Consider the following 16,403-nt stretch of genomic DNA (forward strand, 5'->3'; position numbering starts at 1 on the left):
ACGAAGGCGAGGAAGGCGAGCTGGCCGATCACGGGGTAGAAGACGAACCAGCCGAAGAGCCCCTGCTGCGCCTCCACGATGGCCGAGAGCTTGAGGGAGCCGGCCAGGAGGACCGGGATCAGCGCCGTCAGGATGAACGGCACCTCGTAGGAGATGATCTGGTTCACCGCCCGCATGGCGGACAGCAGCGCGTACTTGTTGTTCGATCCCCAGCCGCCCATGAAGAGCCCCACGATCTCGAGGGAGGAGACCGCCAGGAAGAACAGGAGGCCGATGTTCAGGTCGGCCAGCCCCAGGCCCGGGGCGAAGGGGACCGTGGCGAAGATCAGCATGGAGGGGACCAGGAAGACGATCGGGGCCAGGTTGTAGACGGGCCGGTCCGCGGTGGCCGGGACCACGTCCTCCTTGATCATGAGCTTCAGGGCGTCGGCGATGGGCTGGAGCCAGCCGTGGGGGCGCCCGACATAAAAGGGGCCGATCCGCGACTGGAGGCGCGCAGCGAACTTCCGCTCGAGATAGGTCAGATACGTCACGATCAAGATGATCGCGTTGAGCAGCACGAAGGCCACCACCCCCGCGCGGAGCAGCTCGCTCATGGACACCACGCGCTGCACGCTCGGGCGCTTCGAGCGCCGGCTCGGCCGGCGCAACCCGACGGGGGGAGGATTCGGAAGGGGGGCGGAGCCCCCCTCCGAGTATTCATCGGTCCACCTCGCCGAAGACGGGGTCCACGGATCCCATGATGGCGACCACGTCGGCCACCTTGTGGCCGGGGACGATGTGGGGGAGGATCGCCAGGTTCGAGAAGGAGGCGCCGCGCCACTTCATCCGGTAGGGCTTGGGACTCCCGTCCGCCACCAGGTAGCAGCCGACTTCCCCCCGCGGCCCCTCGACTCGCGCGTAGGCCTCGCCCTTCGGGACCCTCACCTGCCCCACGGACTTGACCCCGGGCCGCGAGGAGATCGGCCCCTCGGGGAGCGCGTCGAGGACCTGGCGGACGATCTTGATGGACTCGCGGAACTCCTGCATCCGCACCCGGTAACGCGCGTAGCAATCCCCGGCGGCTTCCACGGGAACCTTGAAGTCGAAATCCTGGTAGGAGGAGTACGGCTCGGTCCTGCGAATGTCGTAGGCGACGCCGGACCCACGGATCAGCGGCCCCGCGATGCCGACCTCGAGCGCCAGTTCCTTGGGAATCACCGCCACGCCCTGGGTCCGCAGCTTGAAGACCGCGTTGGTCTCCAGCATGTCCTCGTACTCGTCGAGACGCCCGTTGATCACGTCCACGGTCCTCCGGCACTGCTCGGCCCAGCCTGCCGGGAGGTCGTAGCGCGTGCCCCCGATCTGGTGGAAGCCGTAGAGGAGCCGTGCGCCGGTCAGCGCCTCGAAGAGGTCCAGCACCATCTCGCGCTCCCTGAAGCAGTAGAGGAAGACTGTCGCTCCTCCGCCCAAGGCCCCGCCCAGGTCCAGGCACCACGTGCCGAGCCAGAGGCAGTGTGAGGCGATGCGTTGAAGCTCGGCGACGAGGACACGCAGATACTGGGCCCGCTTGGGGACTTCGATCTTGCCGACCTTCTCTGCCGCGAGGACGTACGCGAGTTCGGAGGTCATGGCCGCCACGTAGTCGGTCTTGGAGGCGATCGAGGGGTACTGCACGTAGGTGAGGGTCTCGCCCAGCTTCTCGTGACAGCGGTGGAGGTAGCCGATCACGGCGTCGATGGCGACGATGGTCTCCCCCTCGAGCGTCAGGATCATCCGGAAGACCCCGTGCGCGGACGGGTGCTGAGGCCCCATGTTCATCACGAGGCGCTCGTTCCCGCCGTAGCCGAGCTCGATGACCTTGCGCGCTTCGGGATCAGGCATGCTCAGCCTCGCTCGGCTGCGGCGGCTCCGGTCGCTTGGCCCGCGGGGCCGCGGGTCCTGTCGCGGCGAGCAGCCCCACGGTGCTCGCTCCCGCAAACGCGCGGCTGTGCCACGCCTGGCTGCCAACTGCCAATCCCCCCACCGGTGTCGCGTTGCGCTCCGCGCCGTGGGGCGCCCCGCTCACCGTGGCACCCGCTGGGGCTTGGGTCTGCGCTGGTTGCATCACTTAAGCGGCGAGAACTCGGTCGGGATCAGGATCTTCGACTCCATCACCTGCATGAGGGGCTGGAGCTTGGCCACGGTCTCTTTCCAGAGCGGGTCCGCCATGAATGCCTTCCGCACCCGCGTGCGGTGCTCCAGGCTCTCGTACTGCCAGAGATGCACGACCCGGTTCAGCTCCCCCAGTTCCGAGGACCAGATGGCAACCGGCTTCGAGTACTTGAGCCGCGCCGGGAGCCCCCCCTTGAAGTGCTCGAGCCACTCGGGGACCTTCCCCGGGTGGAGGCGGTAGCTCCTGAGCTCGTAGATCCCCGAGCCCGGCGGCGGCGTGAACGGCCAGAAGTCCGCCGCCATCAGCACCATGGACTCCTGGTGCTGGAGCATGGGCCGGCTTCGCGAGAGATACCTGGTGTTCCAGGCCTTGTCCTTCGCCACCGCCGCCCGCACACGTGCCCGGTGGTCGAAGTCGTCGTATTCCCAGAGGTGAACGACCTGGTTCAGCTCACCGATTTCGGCGGTCCAGTAACCGGCCAGCTTGGAGTGCTTCGTCCGGAGCTTGACGCCGACCTTCGTCGTGAGCGCGACGAAGTCCTTGAACTTCGCGGGCTGGATCGTGTAGGTCCGCAGCTCGTGGATCATGGCTCGCTCCTTTTTCCTCACTTGAGTGGGGAGGTCTCCGTCGGCTTCAGGATGATGGACTGCATCTCCACCAAGAGGGCAGACCCCTTCGGGAGAAACGCCTTCCACTCGGGATCCTCCAGCGCCTTTGCGCGCACCTCGGCCCGGTGATTCAGGTCGCTGTACGCCCACAGGTGCACCACCTGGTTGAGCTGGGCGATATCCGTGGTCCAGAGCCCCACGATCCTCGAGTACTTCTCCCTGGCCTTGAGGGCCACCTTGAAATGGCCGAGCCACTCCGGCGCCTTGCCGACGTGCGTGCGGTACGTCCTGAGCTCGTAGATGTGCCGGTCCCCGCCGACCGGCGGCGTGAACGGAACCCCGTCCACCGCGTACAGAATCTTGTTCTCCTGCGCCAGCAGGAACGGCCGGTTCTTCGGGAGGAACTCCTTCGTCCAGCGCTCGTCCTTCGCCAGCTCCCGGCGCAGCCGCTCCCGCTCGTTGAGATCGCTAAAGCTCCAGAGGTGCACGTACTGGTTCAGCGTGCCGAACTCGGTCGTCCAGGCCCCTTCGAGTTTGCCGAACCGGTCGCCCCGGATCTTGCGGCCGATGTCGCGCGAGTTCTGGAGATACTCCGCCTGGGTGCCGGGGATCAGCGTGTAGGTCCTCAGCTCATAGATCATGTGAGGCTCCTTTCTCGGGCCTCGCCTCGTCGCTGGCGCCGGCGATGAAGCTGCCGGCGCCGAAGCGCCTCGGCTCGAACTGCCCTATCGGTACGGGGCGTGGGGGGTGTCAACGGCGTAGTCCTTCCTGAGCGGGTAGCCCTCCCAGTCCTGGGAGAGCAAGATCCGACGCAGGTCGGGATGGCCCTCGAAGCGGATCCCGAACATGTCGTAGCACTCGCGCTCCATCCAGTCGGCGCCGCGGAAGAGGGAGGTCAGCGACGGGCAGGTCGCCTCGCGTCCGATCCTGGTCCTCGCCAGGAGCCCGATCCCCACGTCCAGGTTCTCGACGCGGCAGACCACATCGAAGCCCGCCTCCTTCCAGTCCACCGCCGTCAGGAACGAGAAGTATGTGCAGCCGAGCGTTTCCTTCGCGAAGCCGAGTAGCTCTGTCCAGCGCTCGACGGGGACCTCCATGGTGAGATAGAGCGGTTCGCCAGCGGGAGCGCCAAACCGCTCCTGGAGGAGGGCAATCGCCTCAGACGGGGTCACGAGACTAGTCGCTTTTCGGGGAAGGCTGGGCGTGCTGGCCGGTGCGTTGAAACGCGGCGACCTGCTCCTGGAGCTTCAGGATCCCGTACATGAGCGACTCGGGGGTCGGCGGGCAGCCCGGCACATAGACGTCCACCGGCACGACCCGGTCCACCCCCTTCACCACGTGGTAGCCGTGGCGGAACGGGCCACCCGAGTTGGCGCAGGAGCCCATCGAGATGACCCATTTCGGGTCGGGCATCTGGTCGTAGATCCGCTTGAGCATCGGCGCCATCTTGATGGTCACGGTGCCCGAGACGATCATCAGGTCCGAGTGGCGCGGCGAAGCCCAGGTGACCATGCCGAAGCGCTCCACGTCGAAGCGCGAGGCGAAGGTGGCCATCATCTCGATGGCGCAGCAGGCGAGGCCGAAGGTCACCGGCCAGATGGACCCCTTCCGCGCCCAGTTAAACAGCTTCTCCGTCGATGTGACGGCGAGCCAGCCACCGGGGAAGTTCTCGATCGTGTCGAAGAGCTGCTCCACGAGGGCGGAGGCCTTGTCGCCCGTGGGACGCTCCTGGTGGTACTTCTTCCACTCCTGGAGGTCCTTGAACTCGGTCCAGACCGGCGTCGGCACTTGCGGGGTCGGAGCCTTTACTTCCACTCCAGCACCCCTTCGCGGTAGGCGTAGAGCCAGCCGAGAAAGAGAATCCCGAGAAAGAGCCCCATCGCCCCGACGGCGTAGAGGCCGAGCGCCCTGAGCGTCAAGGCCCAGGGAAAGAGGAAGACCGCGAGGACATCGAACATGACGAAGACCAGCGCGACCAGATAGAACCCAACCGGGTACTGGTACCACGCTTCGCCGATCGGCTCTGCCCCGCACTCGTAGTTCATGAGCTTCTGGGGGTCGGGCCGAGCCGGCCGCAGGATGGCGGCGACGGCGAGCGAGACCACCGCGAAGGCGAAGATCAAGAGCGCGTAGATCAGGATCGGAAGATAGTCGGACACGGAGACCCTCCGGCAGTCAATCTGGAATCGCACGGAAAGTATATCACAGCGGTGTGACCGCCGGAAGGCTGAGCCCGTTCTGCGCTCTCGCCCCGCCGCGGCGCGTCAGCCCCTCGCTGCGCCGACGAACGCCTCAAGCATCCCGTCGGCGCAGATCCGGCGCGCCGCGACCGCGCGCCGCATGGCGAGGCGCCCGCGCGCCTGCTCCGCGTCGGTGGCCGCCAGCTTCTCGATGATCCGCACCGCGCGCTCGGCGTGGTCGGCTTCGACCTTCACGTGGACGTAATAGAACTCGAGCGCGGCAGGCGGTACCCCGTAGTGTCGCTCGAGCGCCTCCGCCATCCGTCCCATGTGGACCGGGTTGATCGACTCAGTCGCGATGTTCCCACCGCAGAGCGCCTCGAGGGTGGAGGAGCTCTGGAGGAGGAACAGCTCGTTCTTCTCGATGATCGTCGTCGGGAGGTAGTCGGTGTTGAATATCTCCTCCCTCGAGATCCCGAGCCCCTCGGCGAGCCTGACGAAGAGGTGGGCGTGGGCCGTCGTCCTGCCCCCGACCATGTCCTCGCCCCCCTCCTCGACGACCAGCGGGATCAGGGCGCGCTGGCGCTCGAGATCTTCAAAGGTCGGCGTGTACCCGCCCACCGAGATGATCTTCCAGGCGGCATGGCGGAGCGTGTCGAGGAAGAAGCACCCCTGCTGCCGGATCACGTTCTGGAGCTGGCTTCGCGTCAGCTTCCCTTCATAGATCATGCGGAAGAGCGGGTGGTGGAGCCACGGATGCGTCTCCTGCGCCTCTTTGAGAAGCGCTGCGGTAAACTCGGCAGGCGAGAGCGGCATGGTCTACCTCCTCAACCGCCCTTGAGGCGGGGATCGAGCAAGTCCCGAAGGGCGTCACCGAGCATGTTGAAGCCGAAGACCGCCAGCGACAGCGCGACGGCGGGCCAGATCGCGAGCCAGGGGGCCTGGTACATGTGGTCGAGCCCGGCCAGCGAGAGCATCCCGCCCCACGTCGGATAGGGCGGCGGGATCCCGAGCCCGAGGAAGGAGAGGCTCGCCTCGGTGAGGATCACGGTGGAGAGCCCCGTGGTCGCCACCACGATGATGGTCGGCAGCACGTTCGGAAGGATGTGGCCCGCGGTGATCCGGAGGTGCCCGGAGCCGACGGCCCTCGCCCCCTCGATGTACGTGTGCTCCTTGATGGAGAGCGCGACCCCGCGGATGATCCGGGAGTTCTGGATGCCGAAGGCGACGCCGAGGACCGCCGTGATGTTCCACACACTCGGACCCACCAGCGACATGATCGACATCAGGAGGAGCAGCGGTGGGAACGCCATCCACGCATCCACAGCCCGCTGGAGGACGAGGTCCGGCCGCCCGCCGAAGTAGGCGGAGAGGACGCCGAGCACCGTGGCGATCAGGCTTCCGAGCAGCACCGCGCCGAAACCCACGAAGAGCGAGATCCGCGCGCCGTAGATCAGGCGCGTGAGCAGATCGCGGCCGAGCTGGTCGGTGCCGAGCCAGTGCGCGGCGCTGACCGCGATGAACCGCTCCCGGAGGTTGGTCTGGGCGAAGCCGTACGGCGTGAGCAGCTCCGCGAAGACCGCCGCGACCAGCATGACGGCGACGATGACTCCGCCGACAGTGCCCAACGGCTTCCGGCGAAGCATCTGGATCCACACGTCCGTGTACCACGGGCGGGTGCGCGGAAGCTGCCGCAGCAGGACGACGGCCTCTGCGCCGGGCGCCGAGGCCAGCGCCGCCTGCCTACTAGCGGTAGCGGATCCGGGGGTCCAGAAAGGCATAGGTGAGGTCGATCAGGAGGTTCAGGCCCACCACCATCGCCGCCACGATCAGGTTCACGGACTGGACCACGGGATAATCCAGGCGCGTGAGGGCCTCGAAGAAGAAGAGCCCGACGCCGGGCAGGCGGAAGATGGCCTCGATGATCACCGAGCCGCCGATGTAGAGCGGGGTCTGCAGGCCGACGAGGCTGATCACGGGGATCATGGCGTTCTTCAAGGCGTGGCGCAGAACGATCGTCCGCTCGCTCAACCCCTTCGACCAGCCGGTCCGGATGTACTCCTGCCGCAGGACATCGAGGAGCGAAGAGCGCATGATGCGCATGATCGGCCCGGCCCGCGTGACGCCGAAGACGAGCGCGGGGACCAGCATGATCTTCAGGTTCTGCAGGGGGTCGGTCGTGAACGGGACATAGGTCCACAGCGGCGTCCACTTGAAGTAGATGGACGGGAGCACCACGACGAGGACGGCCAGGCCGAAGTAGGGGACCGAGAGCGCCAGGATCGCCAGAACGCGACCCACGTAATCGGAAAGCGTGTCCTGACGCACCGCCGACACGATCCCCACGAAGATGCCGATGACCACCGAGATCAGGATGGTGAGGGCCGCCAGCTCCAGCGTCACGGGGAACCTCAGGACGAACTCCTCCAGGATCGGCTGGCGCGTCCAGTAGGAGCGCCCGAAGTCCCCTTTCAGGACGCCGGCCATCCACTCCAGGTACTGGACGTGGACCGGCCTGTCCAGACCCAGCTCCTTCCTGAGCGCTTCCAGCGTCGGGGCGTAGGCGTGGCCCTCGACCATGCGCGTCGCCACGTCGCCGGGCATGAGCCGCATCATCAGGAAGACGATGAGGCTCACGAGGACGAGCGTGGGAACCGCGAGGGCGACCCGGCGGAGGATGTACTGCCTCATCATCGTCCCGCTACCCTCCGAGGAGAGGGCAAGGGTGAGGGGTTCACTGGATCACCTGGTCAGCCCGCATGAGGACGGACTGCGGGATCTTGATCCCGAGGGCCTTGGCCGTCTTGACATTGATGACCAGCTCGAACTTCCTGGGCTCTTCCACGGGCAGATCGGCCGGCTTGGCACCTTTCAGGATCTTGTCCATATAGGCGGCAGCACGCCGGTACAACTCCTCGTAGTCCGCGGCGTAAGAGATGAATCCGCCGGCCTCGACAAAACTCCTACGGCCGCCCATCACCGGAAGCCGATTGATCGCCGCGAACTCGATAGTGCGTCTTGCGCGACGAGTGGTGACGCCGATCCATCCTGTGTTGATGAGCGCGTCCACTGGCTCCAGAGTTAGCGCTGAAAATGCTTTTTCTGGATCCTCTAGCACTCGCACCTCCATGGATCGAAGCTGAAGCCTCAAGGCGCCAGCCGCAACCTGGTATGCTTTCCACTCGGCGATCTCCTCCGGCTCCGTCGGGTCCCAGAAGACCGCGATGCGCCGCAGCCCGGGTAGAACCTCCTTGAGCAGCTCCAGCCGTTTCCCAGCCAATTCCGGGCCCAGCGAGGTCAAGCCGGTGATGTTGCCGCCCGGCCGCGCAAGGCTTGCCACAAGCCCGATGCCAACCGGGTCAGCTGTACCCGCCATCACAATCGGGATCGTGTTCGTCGCCCGCTTGGCCGCGCGGAGCGCTGCCGGACCCATCGGAACGAGGATGTCAACCCTTAGACGGACGAGTTCCGCTGCTAGGTCAGGAAGCCGCTCTTCCCTCTCTTCCGCGAAGCGGGCCTCGATGCTGATGTTCTGGCCCTCCACATACCCGAACTCCCGCAAACCTTGTCCCAGGGAAAGGAGAAAGGGACCGGCCTTCGCGGCCGGGCATAGAAACCCTACCCTGGGGAGCTTGCCCGCCTGCTGCGCGTCGGACGCGAGCGGCGCGGCGAGCAGGCCGAAGGTGAAGGCAAGGAGGACGGCACGGGCCAGGAACATCGCTGCCTCCCTAGGGCCGGACGTTCAGCTTGCGGAGCCTGGCGAGAGTCTAGGCGAGGTCGAGGAGCCCCGTCAATGTCGCGCTTTTGGACGGAGCGCGACGGAGGCCGATTGGGGCAGTTTGGCTTAGAGGAACCGGAGGAACTCCTCGGTGGTGAGCCCGGCCTGCTTGATGATCGAGGCGAGAACGCGCCGCTTGAGGTCGCCGGGATGAACGGGAACCGTCACCCGCAGGTGGGGCTTGTCGGGATGCTTGAAGTAGTGGTGGCTGCCTGTAGTGTGGTGGAGGAAAAAGCCAGCCCGCTCCAGGGCCCGGATGACTTCCGTGGGCCTGAGCGCTGGCAGGCGCGGCGTCATGCCGCTTGGAGCACAACCGTGACCTTCTCCTTGATCGGCTCCGGGCTGGTATCCGGCGGGATGGGCAGGCCATCTTTGATGAGGCTCTCCAGGTACCCCCGGATGGCGTCCGCCGCCATCGCTCGCGCCTCTTCCAGGGTCTCTCCCTGGGTCACCACCCCTGGCAGCGCCGGGCAGGTAACGACGTAGCCGCCCTCTTCAGCCGGTTCGAAGAGCACCGTGTAGCTGTACTCGTATCCTCCCACCGTTTCCCTCCAGGGAGTAAGGACTGCACAGCACCTCTTCAGCGTAGCAATTTCCCGCATGATGTCAAACCTGCCGCGCCTCCTGAGCCGTCTCAGAAGGGGCGTCGTACTTTTGGACGGAAGCCGACAACCCGGAGAACATCTAGTGTCGCCTACTGGATCACGTGATCCGCTCGGATGAGCACGGCTTGCGGGATCGTCAGGCCGAGGGCCTTCGCCGTCTTGAGGTTCACGACCAGTTCGAACTTCGTGGGCTGCTCCACCGGCAGGTCGGCGGGCTTGGCGCCCTTCAGGATCCTGTCCACGAAGTATGCCGTGCGGTGGTGCCTCTCGGCCAGGCTCCACGCATAGCTCATGAGGCCGCCTGCCTCCGCATACTCCCTCTCCGCGCCCACCCATGGCAGGCGGTGTTTTGCCGCAAGGTCTGCGATCCGTGTTCGGTGACGAAAGAACATCGGGTCAGGCAGCACGAGGAGCCCAGCCGCGCGCTCTCTGGTCACCGCCGAGAACGTGCTGTCGAACTCATTGGGGCTTCGCACCTCGAGGATTTGAAGTTGGACGCCCAACTCACGGGCCGGAACCTCCGTCTCTCTTAACATGAGGGGGTGGAGGGCATGGCGCGGATTGCTGAGGATGGCCACACGGGAAACCTTTGGGACGGCTTCCGTCAGGAGCTGCAGCTGTTTTCCGACTAGCTCTGGAGCAAGCAGGGACACCCCCGTGATGTTCCCGCCCGGTCGTGCAAGGCTGGTGACGAGTTCGGTCCCAACCGGATCGCCAACCGCCAGCATGACGATGGGGGTCGTCCTGGTCGCGTCCTTGGCGGCCAGGGCCGGTGGCGTACCCAGCACGACAATGACGTCAACCTTGAGCTGCACCAGTTCGGACGCGAGGCCAGGGAGTCGTTCGTACTTGCCCTCGGCGAATCGGTACTCGATGGCAAGGTTCTGGCCCTCTACGTAGCCGCGCTCGCGAAGCCCTTGCCGGAATGCGTCGAGGTTGGGCTGCAAAGGGGTGACTGCGGCCAAGAAACCTATCTGGGGAACCTTCCCTGCTTGCTGCGCGTCGGCGGCGACCGGCCCCGAAAGGAGGGTAATCGCGAGGGAGACGATGAGCGCGAGCGTTGTCCCCCTCACCCTCACCCTCTCCCCCACTGGGGGAGAGGGGATGATCGACACGAGCAGTCCCACCTCAGGGTCACCGGTCGAGCCAGGCGTACATGAGCCGGAGCCCCAGGCCGTAGCCCTCGTGGTGCAGAAAGCCCTTCACGTGGGGCGGGTGCGAGACGTACTGGGGCGCGGTCGGGACGTAGACGTAGTAGGCCTTGTCGGCCAGGTGGCGCTGGATCTCGTCGACGATCTCCTTCCGCCGCTTCGGGTCAAGCTCCCGGCGCTGGGCGACGAGCAGCTTGTTCAGCTCGGCGTCGGCCACGTGGCTCCGGTTGTTAGGCTGCTCGGGGAAGAACACTCCGTAGAGCCAGTCGTCCACCTCGGTGAAGGGTGTCACGGGGCCCATCGCCATCTTCTCGAACTTGCCGAGGTAGGTGGTGGAGATGTACTTGCCGTACTCCTCCGGCTTCAGCTCCGCGGTGATGCCGATCTTCCCCAGGTTGTCGGCCGCCAGCTCGTAGTAGCTCCGCCACGGCGGCGTGTAGCCCGGCCAGTGGAACATCGGCGTGGTGAAGCCCTTGGGGAAGCCGGCCTGCGCAAGGAGCTGCTTCGCCTCGTTCGGGTCGTAGCCGATCAGGTATTTGGCCTTGGCCGGCTCGAGCTTCGAGGCATCGAGCTTCCACTCCTTCATCGCGCACGGGACCGGCCCCGCGTCAATGCACCCCTCGCCGTAGAGGAGGGCGTCGTTCCACGCCTTCCGGTCGATGGCGAGCGAGATCGCGCGGCGGACGCGCGCGTCGCTGAAGGGCGGCTGGTCGGTGCGCATATAGATCTTTCCCTGGCCGATCACGACGTGCGGCGTCATCACCATCTCCGGGTTGGTCTGCTTGAGCGGCTTCGCCTGCTCAGGGCTCAACCACCCCCAGATGTGGGCCAGCTCGACCTTCGCGGCTCTCAGCAGCGACACGCGTGCGGACGCATCGGGCGTGATCTCGAGCACCACGCCGTCCAGATACGGGAGCCCCTTCATGAAGTAATCCGGGTTCCGCTCGAACGTGGCTTTGACACCCTTCTCGTAGGACTTCAAGACGAACGGGCCGGTGCCGATCACGGCGTCGGGATGGTTGAAGTTCTTGAACTTCTCCTCGGCCTCGCGGGGCAGGATGGCGGTGAAGCTCGGGTTCGCCAGGTGGTTCAGGAACGGGGCGAAGGGTTCCTTGAGGGTGACCCGGACCGTGTACCGGTCCACAACCTCGATGGACTGCACCGGTTCGAACCGCGCCCTGAAGCCCGACTTGGCCATGAAGCGCTCGAGGGAGTACTTAACGTCCTCCGCGGTGACCTCGCGGCCGATGACCGGGGGCTTGTTGTGGAACTTCACACCCTTGCGAAGAGAGAACACCAGCGTCGTGGGAGTCTTGTACTCCCACTTCTCCGCCAGATCAGGGACGATTGCGAAATCAGCCGGGTGCTTCTGCTCGGGGCCGTTGGGGAAGCGGACCAGCTGGCTGTAGGCCAGGCTGATGTAGGAGTGGGTGAGGAAGCTCACGGAAAGGTGGGGATCCAGGTTCGGGGCCTCCCGCACTGCCATCCGGAGAACCCCGCCCCGCTTCGGCTGTTGGGCAAGCGCGGGCTGCGCGATCAGAAATACAATCAAGAGCTGGAGAAACACCCCGAGGGCGATTCGTCGGGCCATGGCGTCTCCTCCTCTTGCGCTACAAGCCTACCCCCCCGCTATCGAGTGGCCAGGCCGAGCGCGGCTGCTCGGTCACTCGGATCGCCGCGCGCTCTAACGCTTGAAGGCCGGCATCACGTCGCGCGCGAACCAGCGGAGCTGCTCTTTGAACTCCTGAGGCGGGATCCCCTCGGCCCAGTGGATCATCATCTGCTCGAGGCCGGGGTACCTCGCCTCGAACTCCCTGATGATCTCGATGACGTGGGAGGGCGGGCCGCAGAGCCACGCCTTCTGCTCCACCCCGTCGCGGATCGTGGGGACGCGCGCCGGGGCGCCCGGCGTCCCCCAGGGGCGGCCCTCCGCGTCCGCGTAGCGGACGAAGCCGAAGGGCGCGAACCACTTGTAGCGCTCGTCGTGGGACGGCTCCACCCGGCGGATCGCCTCCTCCGCGGTGTCGGCCAGGTAGACGCCGGCGCCCCAGCAGAGGTCCTGGCCCAGCTCGAGCGTGCGCCCGGCCCGCGCCGCCGCGTCCCGGTAGGCGCGGAAGACCTGGTCCACGATCTTCTCGCCGTTCAGCGTGACCATCCCCTTGATGCCGCGCGAGGCGATGAAGTCGAGGGTCTTGCCGCTCGCGATGGGCTGCCAGATCTCCACCGGCCGGTGGATCGGGCGCGGGATGCACGTGATCTCGCGCAGCTCGTAGTGGCGGTAGGGGACCGGCGGCGGGATGACGTAGCGCTTGCCGTGGTGGCTCCACGACTCCTCGTCGAAGCACTTGAGGATGATCTCGAGCTGCTCCTCGAACAGCTCGCGGTTGGCGTCGTTGTCGAGCATCGGCGAGCCGAACGTCTCCACCTCGCGCGTGTGGTACCCGCGCCCCACCCCGAAGATCACGCGCCCGTTCGTCAGGATGTCGGCGAGCGCGTAGTCCTCGGCCAGGCGGATCGGATGCCACATCGGCAGGATGTTGAAGGCGCAGCCGAACTTGAGCCGCTTCGTCTGGGTCGCGAGCCAGGTGGAGAGGAGAATGAGGTTTGGAATGACCTCGTACCCCTCGCGCTGGAAGTGGTGCTCGGCCATCCAGAGGCAGTAGTAGCCCAGCTCGTCCATCGTGTGCGCGATGTCCCGCGCGGTGAAGTAGGCCTCGGCGAACCGCTCGTTCGGGTACCAGCGCTCGTCCGCCGGCGTGCCGTCCCGCCCGATGTTCTCCAGCTCGATCTGCCCGACGTAGAGGACCGAGAACTTCGTGATCATGGACCGTCCACCCTCCCCGCGTGCCCTGCGGTGACTGGCCGCCTCACGCCGTCAGGCCGCCGTCAAGGTAAAGCGTCTGCCCGGTCATATAGTCCGAGGCCGCGGACGCCAGATAGAGCGCGAGGAGCCCCACCTCCCGGAGCCGCCCTTCGCGGCGGAGCGGGACCGTCTGCTGGGCCTCCCGGACGCGCCGCGCATACCCCTCCTCGCCCGCGGTCACGGCATCGGGAAAGAGCCCGGGGGCGATCGCGTTGACCTGGACGCCGTGGGGGGCCCACTCGACGGCCAGCGAGCGCGTGAAGCCCACCAGGGCGGCCTTCGCGGCGGCGTAGATCACCAGGTTCGGCGCGCCCTTGCCCGAGGCGAAGGAGGCGATGTTGATCACCTTCCCCGAGCGGCGCTCCAGCATATGCGGGCCGACGGCGCGGCTGCAGAGCACCGTCGCCGTGAAGTTCAAGTCGACGATGAGACGCAGCTCCTCGTCGCTCAGCGGTGCCGACGCGCCGGCCGCCGAACCCGGGATCGGCACCAGCGGCTTCCTGATCGCATCGCCCAGGTTGTTGACCAGGATGTGGAGGGCGCCGAACTCGGAGAGGATCCGCCCGACGGCCCCCTCCACCTCGTCCGGCTTCGTCACGTCCGCCACCAGGGGCACCACGCGCCGCCCCGTGGCCTTCGCGATGCCCGCCGCCAGCCCCTCGACGTACTTGGGGGTGAGCGCGTTGATGACGACGTCGGCGCCGGCCTCGGCGAGGACCTGGGCGATCCCCTTCCCGATGCCCCGTCCCGCGCCGGTGACGAAGGCGACCTTCCCGATGAGATCGTACTCGGGGATGGTCATGCAACGGTACCGGCGGTTACGGACATACCGGAAACGTATGACGACTCGCGCCGCGCGTCAAGGGCGGCGAGAACTAGGGCGCCGAGATCGTCACCTTGCTCGTCGCACCGCTCAGGGTAATCAGGGCCGTGTTCGCGCTCGAGAGCTTCACCGCGCCCAGGCCCGGGTGCTTGATCGCCGTGCGCCACTCAGTAGCGACAGCCGCTGACGAGGGAGGACTTGAGGTGGGCCAGCTCCCGCAACCGAGGATCCAGGGGCCGATCCGGAGCGCCGTGCGCAACGCCTGGTACGCGGTTGACGCATTCGGGAAATGCGCAAGGGCCTTGTGGAAGTTGGGGACGATGCCGGCTTCGCGCACGAGCGCGTCGTAAATCTCCTGGAGGTCCGGCGCAACTTCGCCCCGGGGAAGGTACGGCACCCTCGCCACCGTGATTCTCTCCTTACAAGTGTTGGCGGATGCGCCCGATCAGCTCCCGAAGCTCGGCGGCCGTGAGCCGTCTCGGATCGTGGGGCACCCGCCAGACCGGCTCGCGCGGCGACGGGTCGCCGGCCAGGCGCGGCACCACGTGCCAGTGGATGTGGGCCACCTGGTTGCCCAGCAGCTCGTAGTTCAGCTTCACGGCCCCGAATACGGTGGCCAGGGCCCGCGCGACCGCGCTCACCTCCTCGATGAGCCTGCCGCGCTCCTCCCGGCTGAGCTCGAACAGCTCTGTGGCGTGCCGCTTGAGAACGACGTACGTCCAGCCGCGGAAGAACTGATCCTGATTCAGGTAGGCGACCGTCGCCCCCAGGTCCGCGATCCGATGGTCCGCGGCGGGCCAGTGCCCGAGGCACGCGACGCAGTCCGAGGGCCGTGGTTCCTGATCGGTCACGAGCCACCCCGTCAGTCGCGCGTCAAGAGGGCTGGTGGGGATGGTGGGACTCGAACCCACACGGGGTGACCCCCAAAGGTTTTTGAGACCTTCGCGTATGCCGGTTTCGCCACATCCCCGACCGTCCAGTGAGTGTAGCGAACGTCCCTTCCTCACGCAAGCATGGGCGAACCTTGACAAATTTCGAGATGGACGGTAACGTAGCGGGACCGGTGGGGCTGTAGCTCAGTTGGGAGAGCACAAGGCTGGCAGTCTTGGGGTCAGGGGTTCGAATCCCCTCAGCTCCACCAACATAAGAGACACTATCCCAACCGTCACTGACGACGAGGCGCTCGCGCTCCCCACGCCTCGCGCCCGTGGCGGCCGTTGAGCCCTTGGCCCCTGCTTGGGCTGACTCTGCCGCGCCGACCAGCGTTTGAAGCCGCCTCAGGGGCCCAATCGCCGTGATGGTAGATCCGCACGGTCCTTCCGGGATCCCTGCTCCCGCTGATCGGCCCGCTCCTCGCCGTCATGCGGCACCTCAACCGCCAGCTCGCGTATTCCGACGCGACGATCGAGCACGTGGCCGCTCACGATGAGCGCGTCCAGCGCCTGCGGACCGTGCCCAGCGTCGGGCCCGTGACGGCCGCCGCCTTCGTCGCCACGATCGACGACGTCCAGCGCTTCGCCCACGCCCACCAGCTCGCGGCCTACCTCGGTCTGGTGCCGCGCGAGAACAGTTCGGGCGACACGCAGCGCCGTGGTCCCATCACCAAGGCCGGCTCCAGCCGCACGCGCTGGCTCCTCATCCAGGCCGCCGTCTCGATTCTCCGGCGCCGGCCCCCCGAGGCCGAGGCGCTCCGGACCTGGGCCCTCCACATCGCGGCCCGCCGCGGCAAGCACGTCGCGATCGTCGCGCTCGCCCGCCGCCTGGCCGGGATCCTCTATGCGTTGCTCCGCGATGGCACGGTCTTCACGCCACGCCGGACCTCACCGCCGGTGGCCGTCGCCACGCTCCCGGTCTGAGCGATTGACCGACACGCCGTGAGGACCAGGGGTCTCGCGCGGGTTCGATGGGGTAGGTGAGCGCGAATGTCGCCTTGACCGCCGTTTCCAGGGTCGCTGCGTAGATGGCGCCCCCACCCTCGAATCCCCTCCTGCGCCGGCGAGCCACCACCATCGCCCTCATGAGCGCGAATAGAAGGATGACGGAACCTCGCGAGATCGACGGTGATCCCTCTGGGAAGACGGCACGAGCTCCACCACGTCGCCGGGCTTGAGGTAGCGGCCCAGCTCCTTGCCGCAGCCGTTGCCAGCGGGGGGATCGTCAGTGGAGGACTGCTCATGCTGGGGCTGGTCGGTGGCGCCGCCGCCGACCGACCGGCGGCCCGGCCGGACGCCGGCGACGAGACGGCGGAGGCCATCGACGCC

General features: G+C 66.7%; 21 protein-coding genes and 2 tRNA genes. 3 read left to right on the forward strand and 20 right to left on the reverse strand.

Going from position 1 to position 16,403, the window contains the following annotated elements:
• The 20 genes from HY726_13875 to HY726_13970 all read right to left on the reverse strand — a co-directional run.
• On the reverse strand, nucleotides 1–596 hold a 596-nt coding region (locus HY726_13875), incomplete at its 3' end, for an NADH-quinone oxidoreductase subunit H (protein MBI4610085.1).
• Between the two features lie 103 nt (nucleotides 597–699).
• Nucleotides 700–1,863, reverse strand: a complete 1,164-nt coding sequence (locus HY726_13880) for an NADH-quinone oxidoreductase subunit D (protein MBI4610086.1) — start codon at nucleotides 1,861–1,863, stop codon at nucleotides 700–702.
• A 222-nt stretch (nucleotides 1,864–2,085) separates the two neighbouring features.
• Nucleotides 2,086–2,721 carry an NIPSNAP family protein gene (locus HY726_13885; GenBank protein ID MBI4610087.1) on the reverse strand — a complete coding sequence of 212 codons (636 nt, stop codon included), beginning with the start codon at nucleotides 2,719–2,721 and terminating at the stop codon, nucleotides 2,086–2,088.
• 17 nt (nucleotides 2,722–2,738) lie between these two features.
• A complete protein-coding gene (locus tag HY726_13890) occupies nucleotides 2,739–3,383 on the reverse strand; it encodes an NIPSNAP family protein (GenBank protein ID MBI4610088.1) in 645 nt (214 codons plus the stop codon).
• An 84-nt stretch (nucleotides 3,384–3,467) separates the two neighbouring features.
• Entirely contained in the window at nucleotides 3,468–3,914 is a 447-nt protein-coding gene (locus tag HY726_13895; GenBank protein MBI4610089.1) for an NADH-quinone oxidoreductase subunit C, read from the reverse strand.
• Nucleotides 3,915–3,918: 4 nt separating this feature from the next.
• Nucleotides 3,919–4,437: an NADH-quinone oxidoreductase subunit B gene (locus HY726_13900; protein ID MBI4610090.1), complete on the reverse strand. Its 519-nt coding sequence runs from the start codon at nucleotides 4,435–4,437 to the stop codon at nucleotides 3,919–3,921.
• Nucleotides 4,438–4,547: 110 nt separating this feature from the next.
• Nucleotides 4,548–4,901, reverse strand: coding sequence for an NADH-quinone oxidoreductase subunit A (locus HY726_13905; GenBank protein ID MBI4610091.1), 354 nt, complete (start codon nucleotides 4,899–4,901; stop codon nucleotides 4,548–4,550).
• Nucleotides 4,902–5,006: 105 nt separating this feature from the next.
• Entirely contained in the window at nucleotides 5,007–5,738 is a 732-nt protein-coding gene (locus HY726_13910) for an iron-containing redox enzyme family protein (protein ID MBI4610092.1), read from the reverse strand.
• A gap of 11 nt (nucleotides 5,739–5,749) precedes the next feature.
• Nucleotides 5,750–6,580, reverse strand: a complete 831-nt coding sequence (locus tag HY726_13915) for an ABC transporter permease (GenBank protein MBI4610093.1) — start codon at nucleotides 6,578–6,580, stop codon at nucleotides 5,750–5,752.
• An 88-nt stretch (nucleotides 6,581–6,668) separates the two neighbouring features.
• Nucleotides 6,669–7,616 (reverse strand): ABC transporter permease, encoded by a 948-nt coding sequence (locus HY726_13920; protein MBI4610094.1) that lies wholly within the window; start codon nucleotides 7,614–7,616, stop codon nucleotides 6,669–6,671.
• A gap of 40 nt (nucleotides 7,617–7,656) precedes the next feature.
• Nucleotides 7,657–8,640 carry an ABC transporter substrate-binding protein gene (locus HY726_13925; protein ID MBI4610095.1) on the reverse strand — a complete coding sequence of 328 codons (984 nt, stop codon included), beginning with the start codon at nucleotides 8,638–8,640 and terminating at the stop codon, nucleotides 7,657–7,659.
• A gap of 126 nt (nucleotides 8,641–8,766) precedes the next feature.
• A complete protein-coding gene (locus HY726_13930) occupies nucleotides 8,767–8,997 on the reverse strand; it encodes a type II toxin-antitoxin system HicA family toxin (protein ID MBI4610096.1) in 231 nt (76 codons plus the stop codon).
• The gene (locus HY726_13935; protein ID MBI4610097.1) at nucleotides 8,994–9,302 is read right to left on the reverse strand and encodes a type II toxin-antitoxin system HicB family antitoxin; all 309 of its coding nucleotides are present in this window, start codon (nucleotides 9,300–9,302) and stop codon (nucleotides 8,994–8,996) included. Before HY726_13935 ends, HY726_13930 begins: the two co-directional genes overlap by 4 nt.
• A gap of 92 nt (nucleotides 9,303–9,394) precedes the next feature.
• Nucleotides 9,395–10,432, reverse strand: coding sequence for an ABC transporter substrate-binding protein (locus HY726_13940; protein MBI4610098.1), 1,038 nt, complete (start codon nucleotides 10,430–10,432; stop codon nucleotides 9,395–9,397).
• 7 nt (nucleotides 10,433–10,439) lie between these two features.
• Nucleotides 10,440–12,047 carry an ABC transporter substrate-binding protein gene (locus tag HY726_13945; GenBank protein ID MBI4610099.1) on the reverse strand — a complete coding sequence of 536 codons (1,608 nt, stop codon included), beginning with the start codon at nucleotides 12,045–12,047 and terminating at the stop codon, nucleotides 10,440–10,442.
• A gap of 93 nt (nucleotides 12,048–12,140) precedes the next feature.
• Nucleotides 12,141–13,280 carry an LLM class flavin-dependent oxidoreductase gene (locus tag HY726_13950; GenBank protein ID MBI4610100.1) on the reverse strand — a complete coding sequence of 380 codons (1,140 nt, stop codon included), beginning with the start codon at nucleotides 13,278–13,280 and terminating at the stop codon, nucleotides 12,141–12,143.
• Nucleotides 13,281–13,323: 43 nt separating this feature from the next.
• Entirely contained in the window at nucleotides 13,324–14,121 is a 798-nt protein-coding gene (locus HY726_13955; GenBank protein ID MBI4610101.1) for an SDR family oxidoreductase, read from the reverse strand.
• A 73-nt stretch (nucleotides 14,122–14,194) separates the two neighbouring features.
• Nucleotides 14,195–14,548: a hypothetical protein gene (locus tag HY726_13960; protein MBI4610102.1), complete on the reverse strand. Its 354-nt coding sequence runs from the start codon at nucleotides 14,546–14,548 to the stop codon at nucleotides 14,195–14,197.
• Nucleotides 14,549–14,561: 13 nt separating this feature from the next.
• A complete protein-coding gene (locus tag HY726_13965; protein MBI4610103.1) occupies nucleotides 14,562–14,993 on the reverse strand; it encodes an HIT family protein in 432 nt (143 codons plus the stop codon).
• A gap of 32 nt (nucleotides 14,994–15,025) precedes the next feature.
• Nucleotides 15,026–15,112, reverse strand: a tRNA-Leu gene (locus HY726_13970).
• 95 nt (nucleotides 15,113–15,207) lie between these two features.
• Between HY726_13970 and HY726_13975 the strand changes: the two genes are divergently transcribed.
• The 3 genes from HY726_13975 to HY726_13985 form a co-directional block, all read left to right on the forward strand.
• A tRNA-Ala gene (locus HY726_13975) sits at nucleotides 15,208–15,283 on the forward strand.
• Nucleotides 15,284–15,503: 220 nt separating this feature from the next.
• A complete protein-coding gene (locus tag HY726_13980) occupies nucleotides 15,504–15,998 on the forward strand; it encodes an IS110 family transposase (protein MBI4610104.1) in 495 nt (164 codons plus the stop codon).
• Between the two features lie 204 nt (nucleotides 15,999–16,202).
• On the forward strand, nucleotides 16,203–16,403 hold a 201-nt coding region (locus HY726_13985; protein ID MBI4610105.1), incomplete at its 3' end, for a hypothetical protein.

Source organism: Candidatus Rokuibacteriota bacterium, assembly GCA_016209385.1.
GTDB lineage: Bacteria > Methylomirabilota > Methylomirabilia > Rokubacteriales > CSP1-6 > JACQWB01.

What these genes read in the sequence shown, in the direction of transcription:
- HY726_13955 (MBI4610101.1), bottom strand. Translation starts at nt 14,121, where the DNA reads ATGACCATCCCCGAGTACGATCTCATCGGGAAGGTCGCCTTCGTCACC.
- HY726_13885 (MBI4610087.1), bottom strand. Translation starts at nt 2,721, where the DNA reads ATGATCCACGAGCTGCGGACCTACACGATCCAGCCCGCGAAGTTCAAG.
- HY726_13925 (MBI4610095.1), bottom strand. Translation starts at nt 8,640, where the DNA reads ATGTTCCTGGCCCGTGCCGTCCTCCTTGCCTTCACCTTCGGCCTGCTC.
- HY726_13945 (MBI4610099.1), bottom strand. Translation starts at nt 12,047, where the DNA reads ATGGCCCGACGAATCGCCCTCGGGGTGTTTCTCCAGCTCTTGATTGTA.
- HY726_13880 (MBI4610086.1), bottom strand. Translation starts at nt 1,863, where the DNA reads ATGCCTGATCCCGAAGCGCGCAAGGTCATCGAGCTCGGCTACGGCGGG.
- HY726_13910 (MBI4610092.1), bottom strand. Translation starts at nt 5,738, where the DNA reads ATGCCGCTCTCGCCTGCCGAGTTTACCGCAGCGCTTCTCAAAGAGGCG.
- HY726_13980 (MBI4610104.1), top strand. Translation starts at nt 15,504, where the DNA reads ATGCGGCACCTCAACCGCCAGCTCGCGTATTCCGACGCGACGATCGAG.
- HY726_13950 (MBI4610100.1), bottom strand. Translation starts at nt 13,280, where the DNA reads ATGATCACGAAGTTCTCGGTCCTCTACGTCGGGCAGATCGAGCTGGAG.
- HY726_13935 (MBI4610097.1), bottom strand. Translation starts at nt 9,302, where the DNA reads ATGCGGGAAATTGCTACGCTGAAGAGGTGCTGTGCAGTCCTTACTCCC.
- HY726_13890 (MBI4610088.1), bottom strand. Translation starts at nt 3,383, where the DNA reads ATGATCTATGAGCTGAGGACCTACACGCTGATCCCCGGCACCCAGGCG.
- HY726_13920 (MBI4610094.1), bottom strand. Translation starts at nt 7,616, where the DNA reads ATGATGAGGCAGTACATCCTCCGCCGGGTCGCCCTCGCGGTTCCCACG.
- HY726_13930 (MBI4610096.1), bottom strand. Translation starts at nt 8,997, where the DNA reads ATGACGCCGCGCCTGCCAGCGCTCAGGCCCACGGAAGTCATCCGGGCC.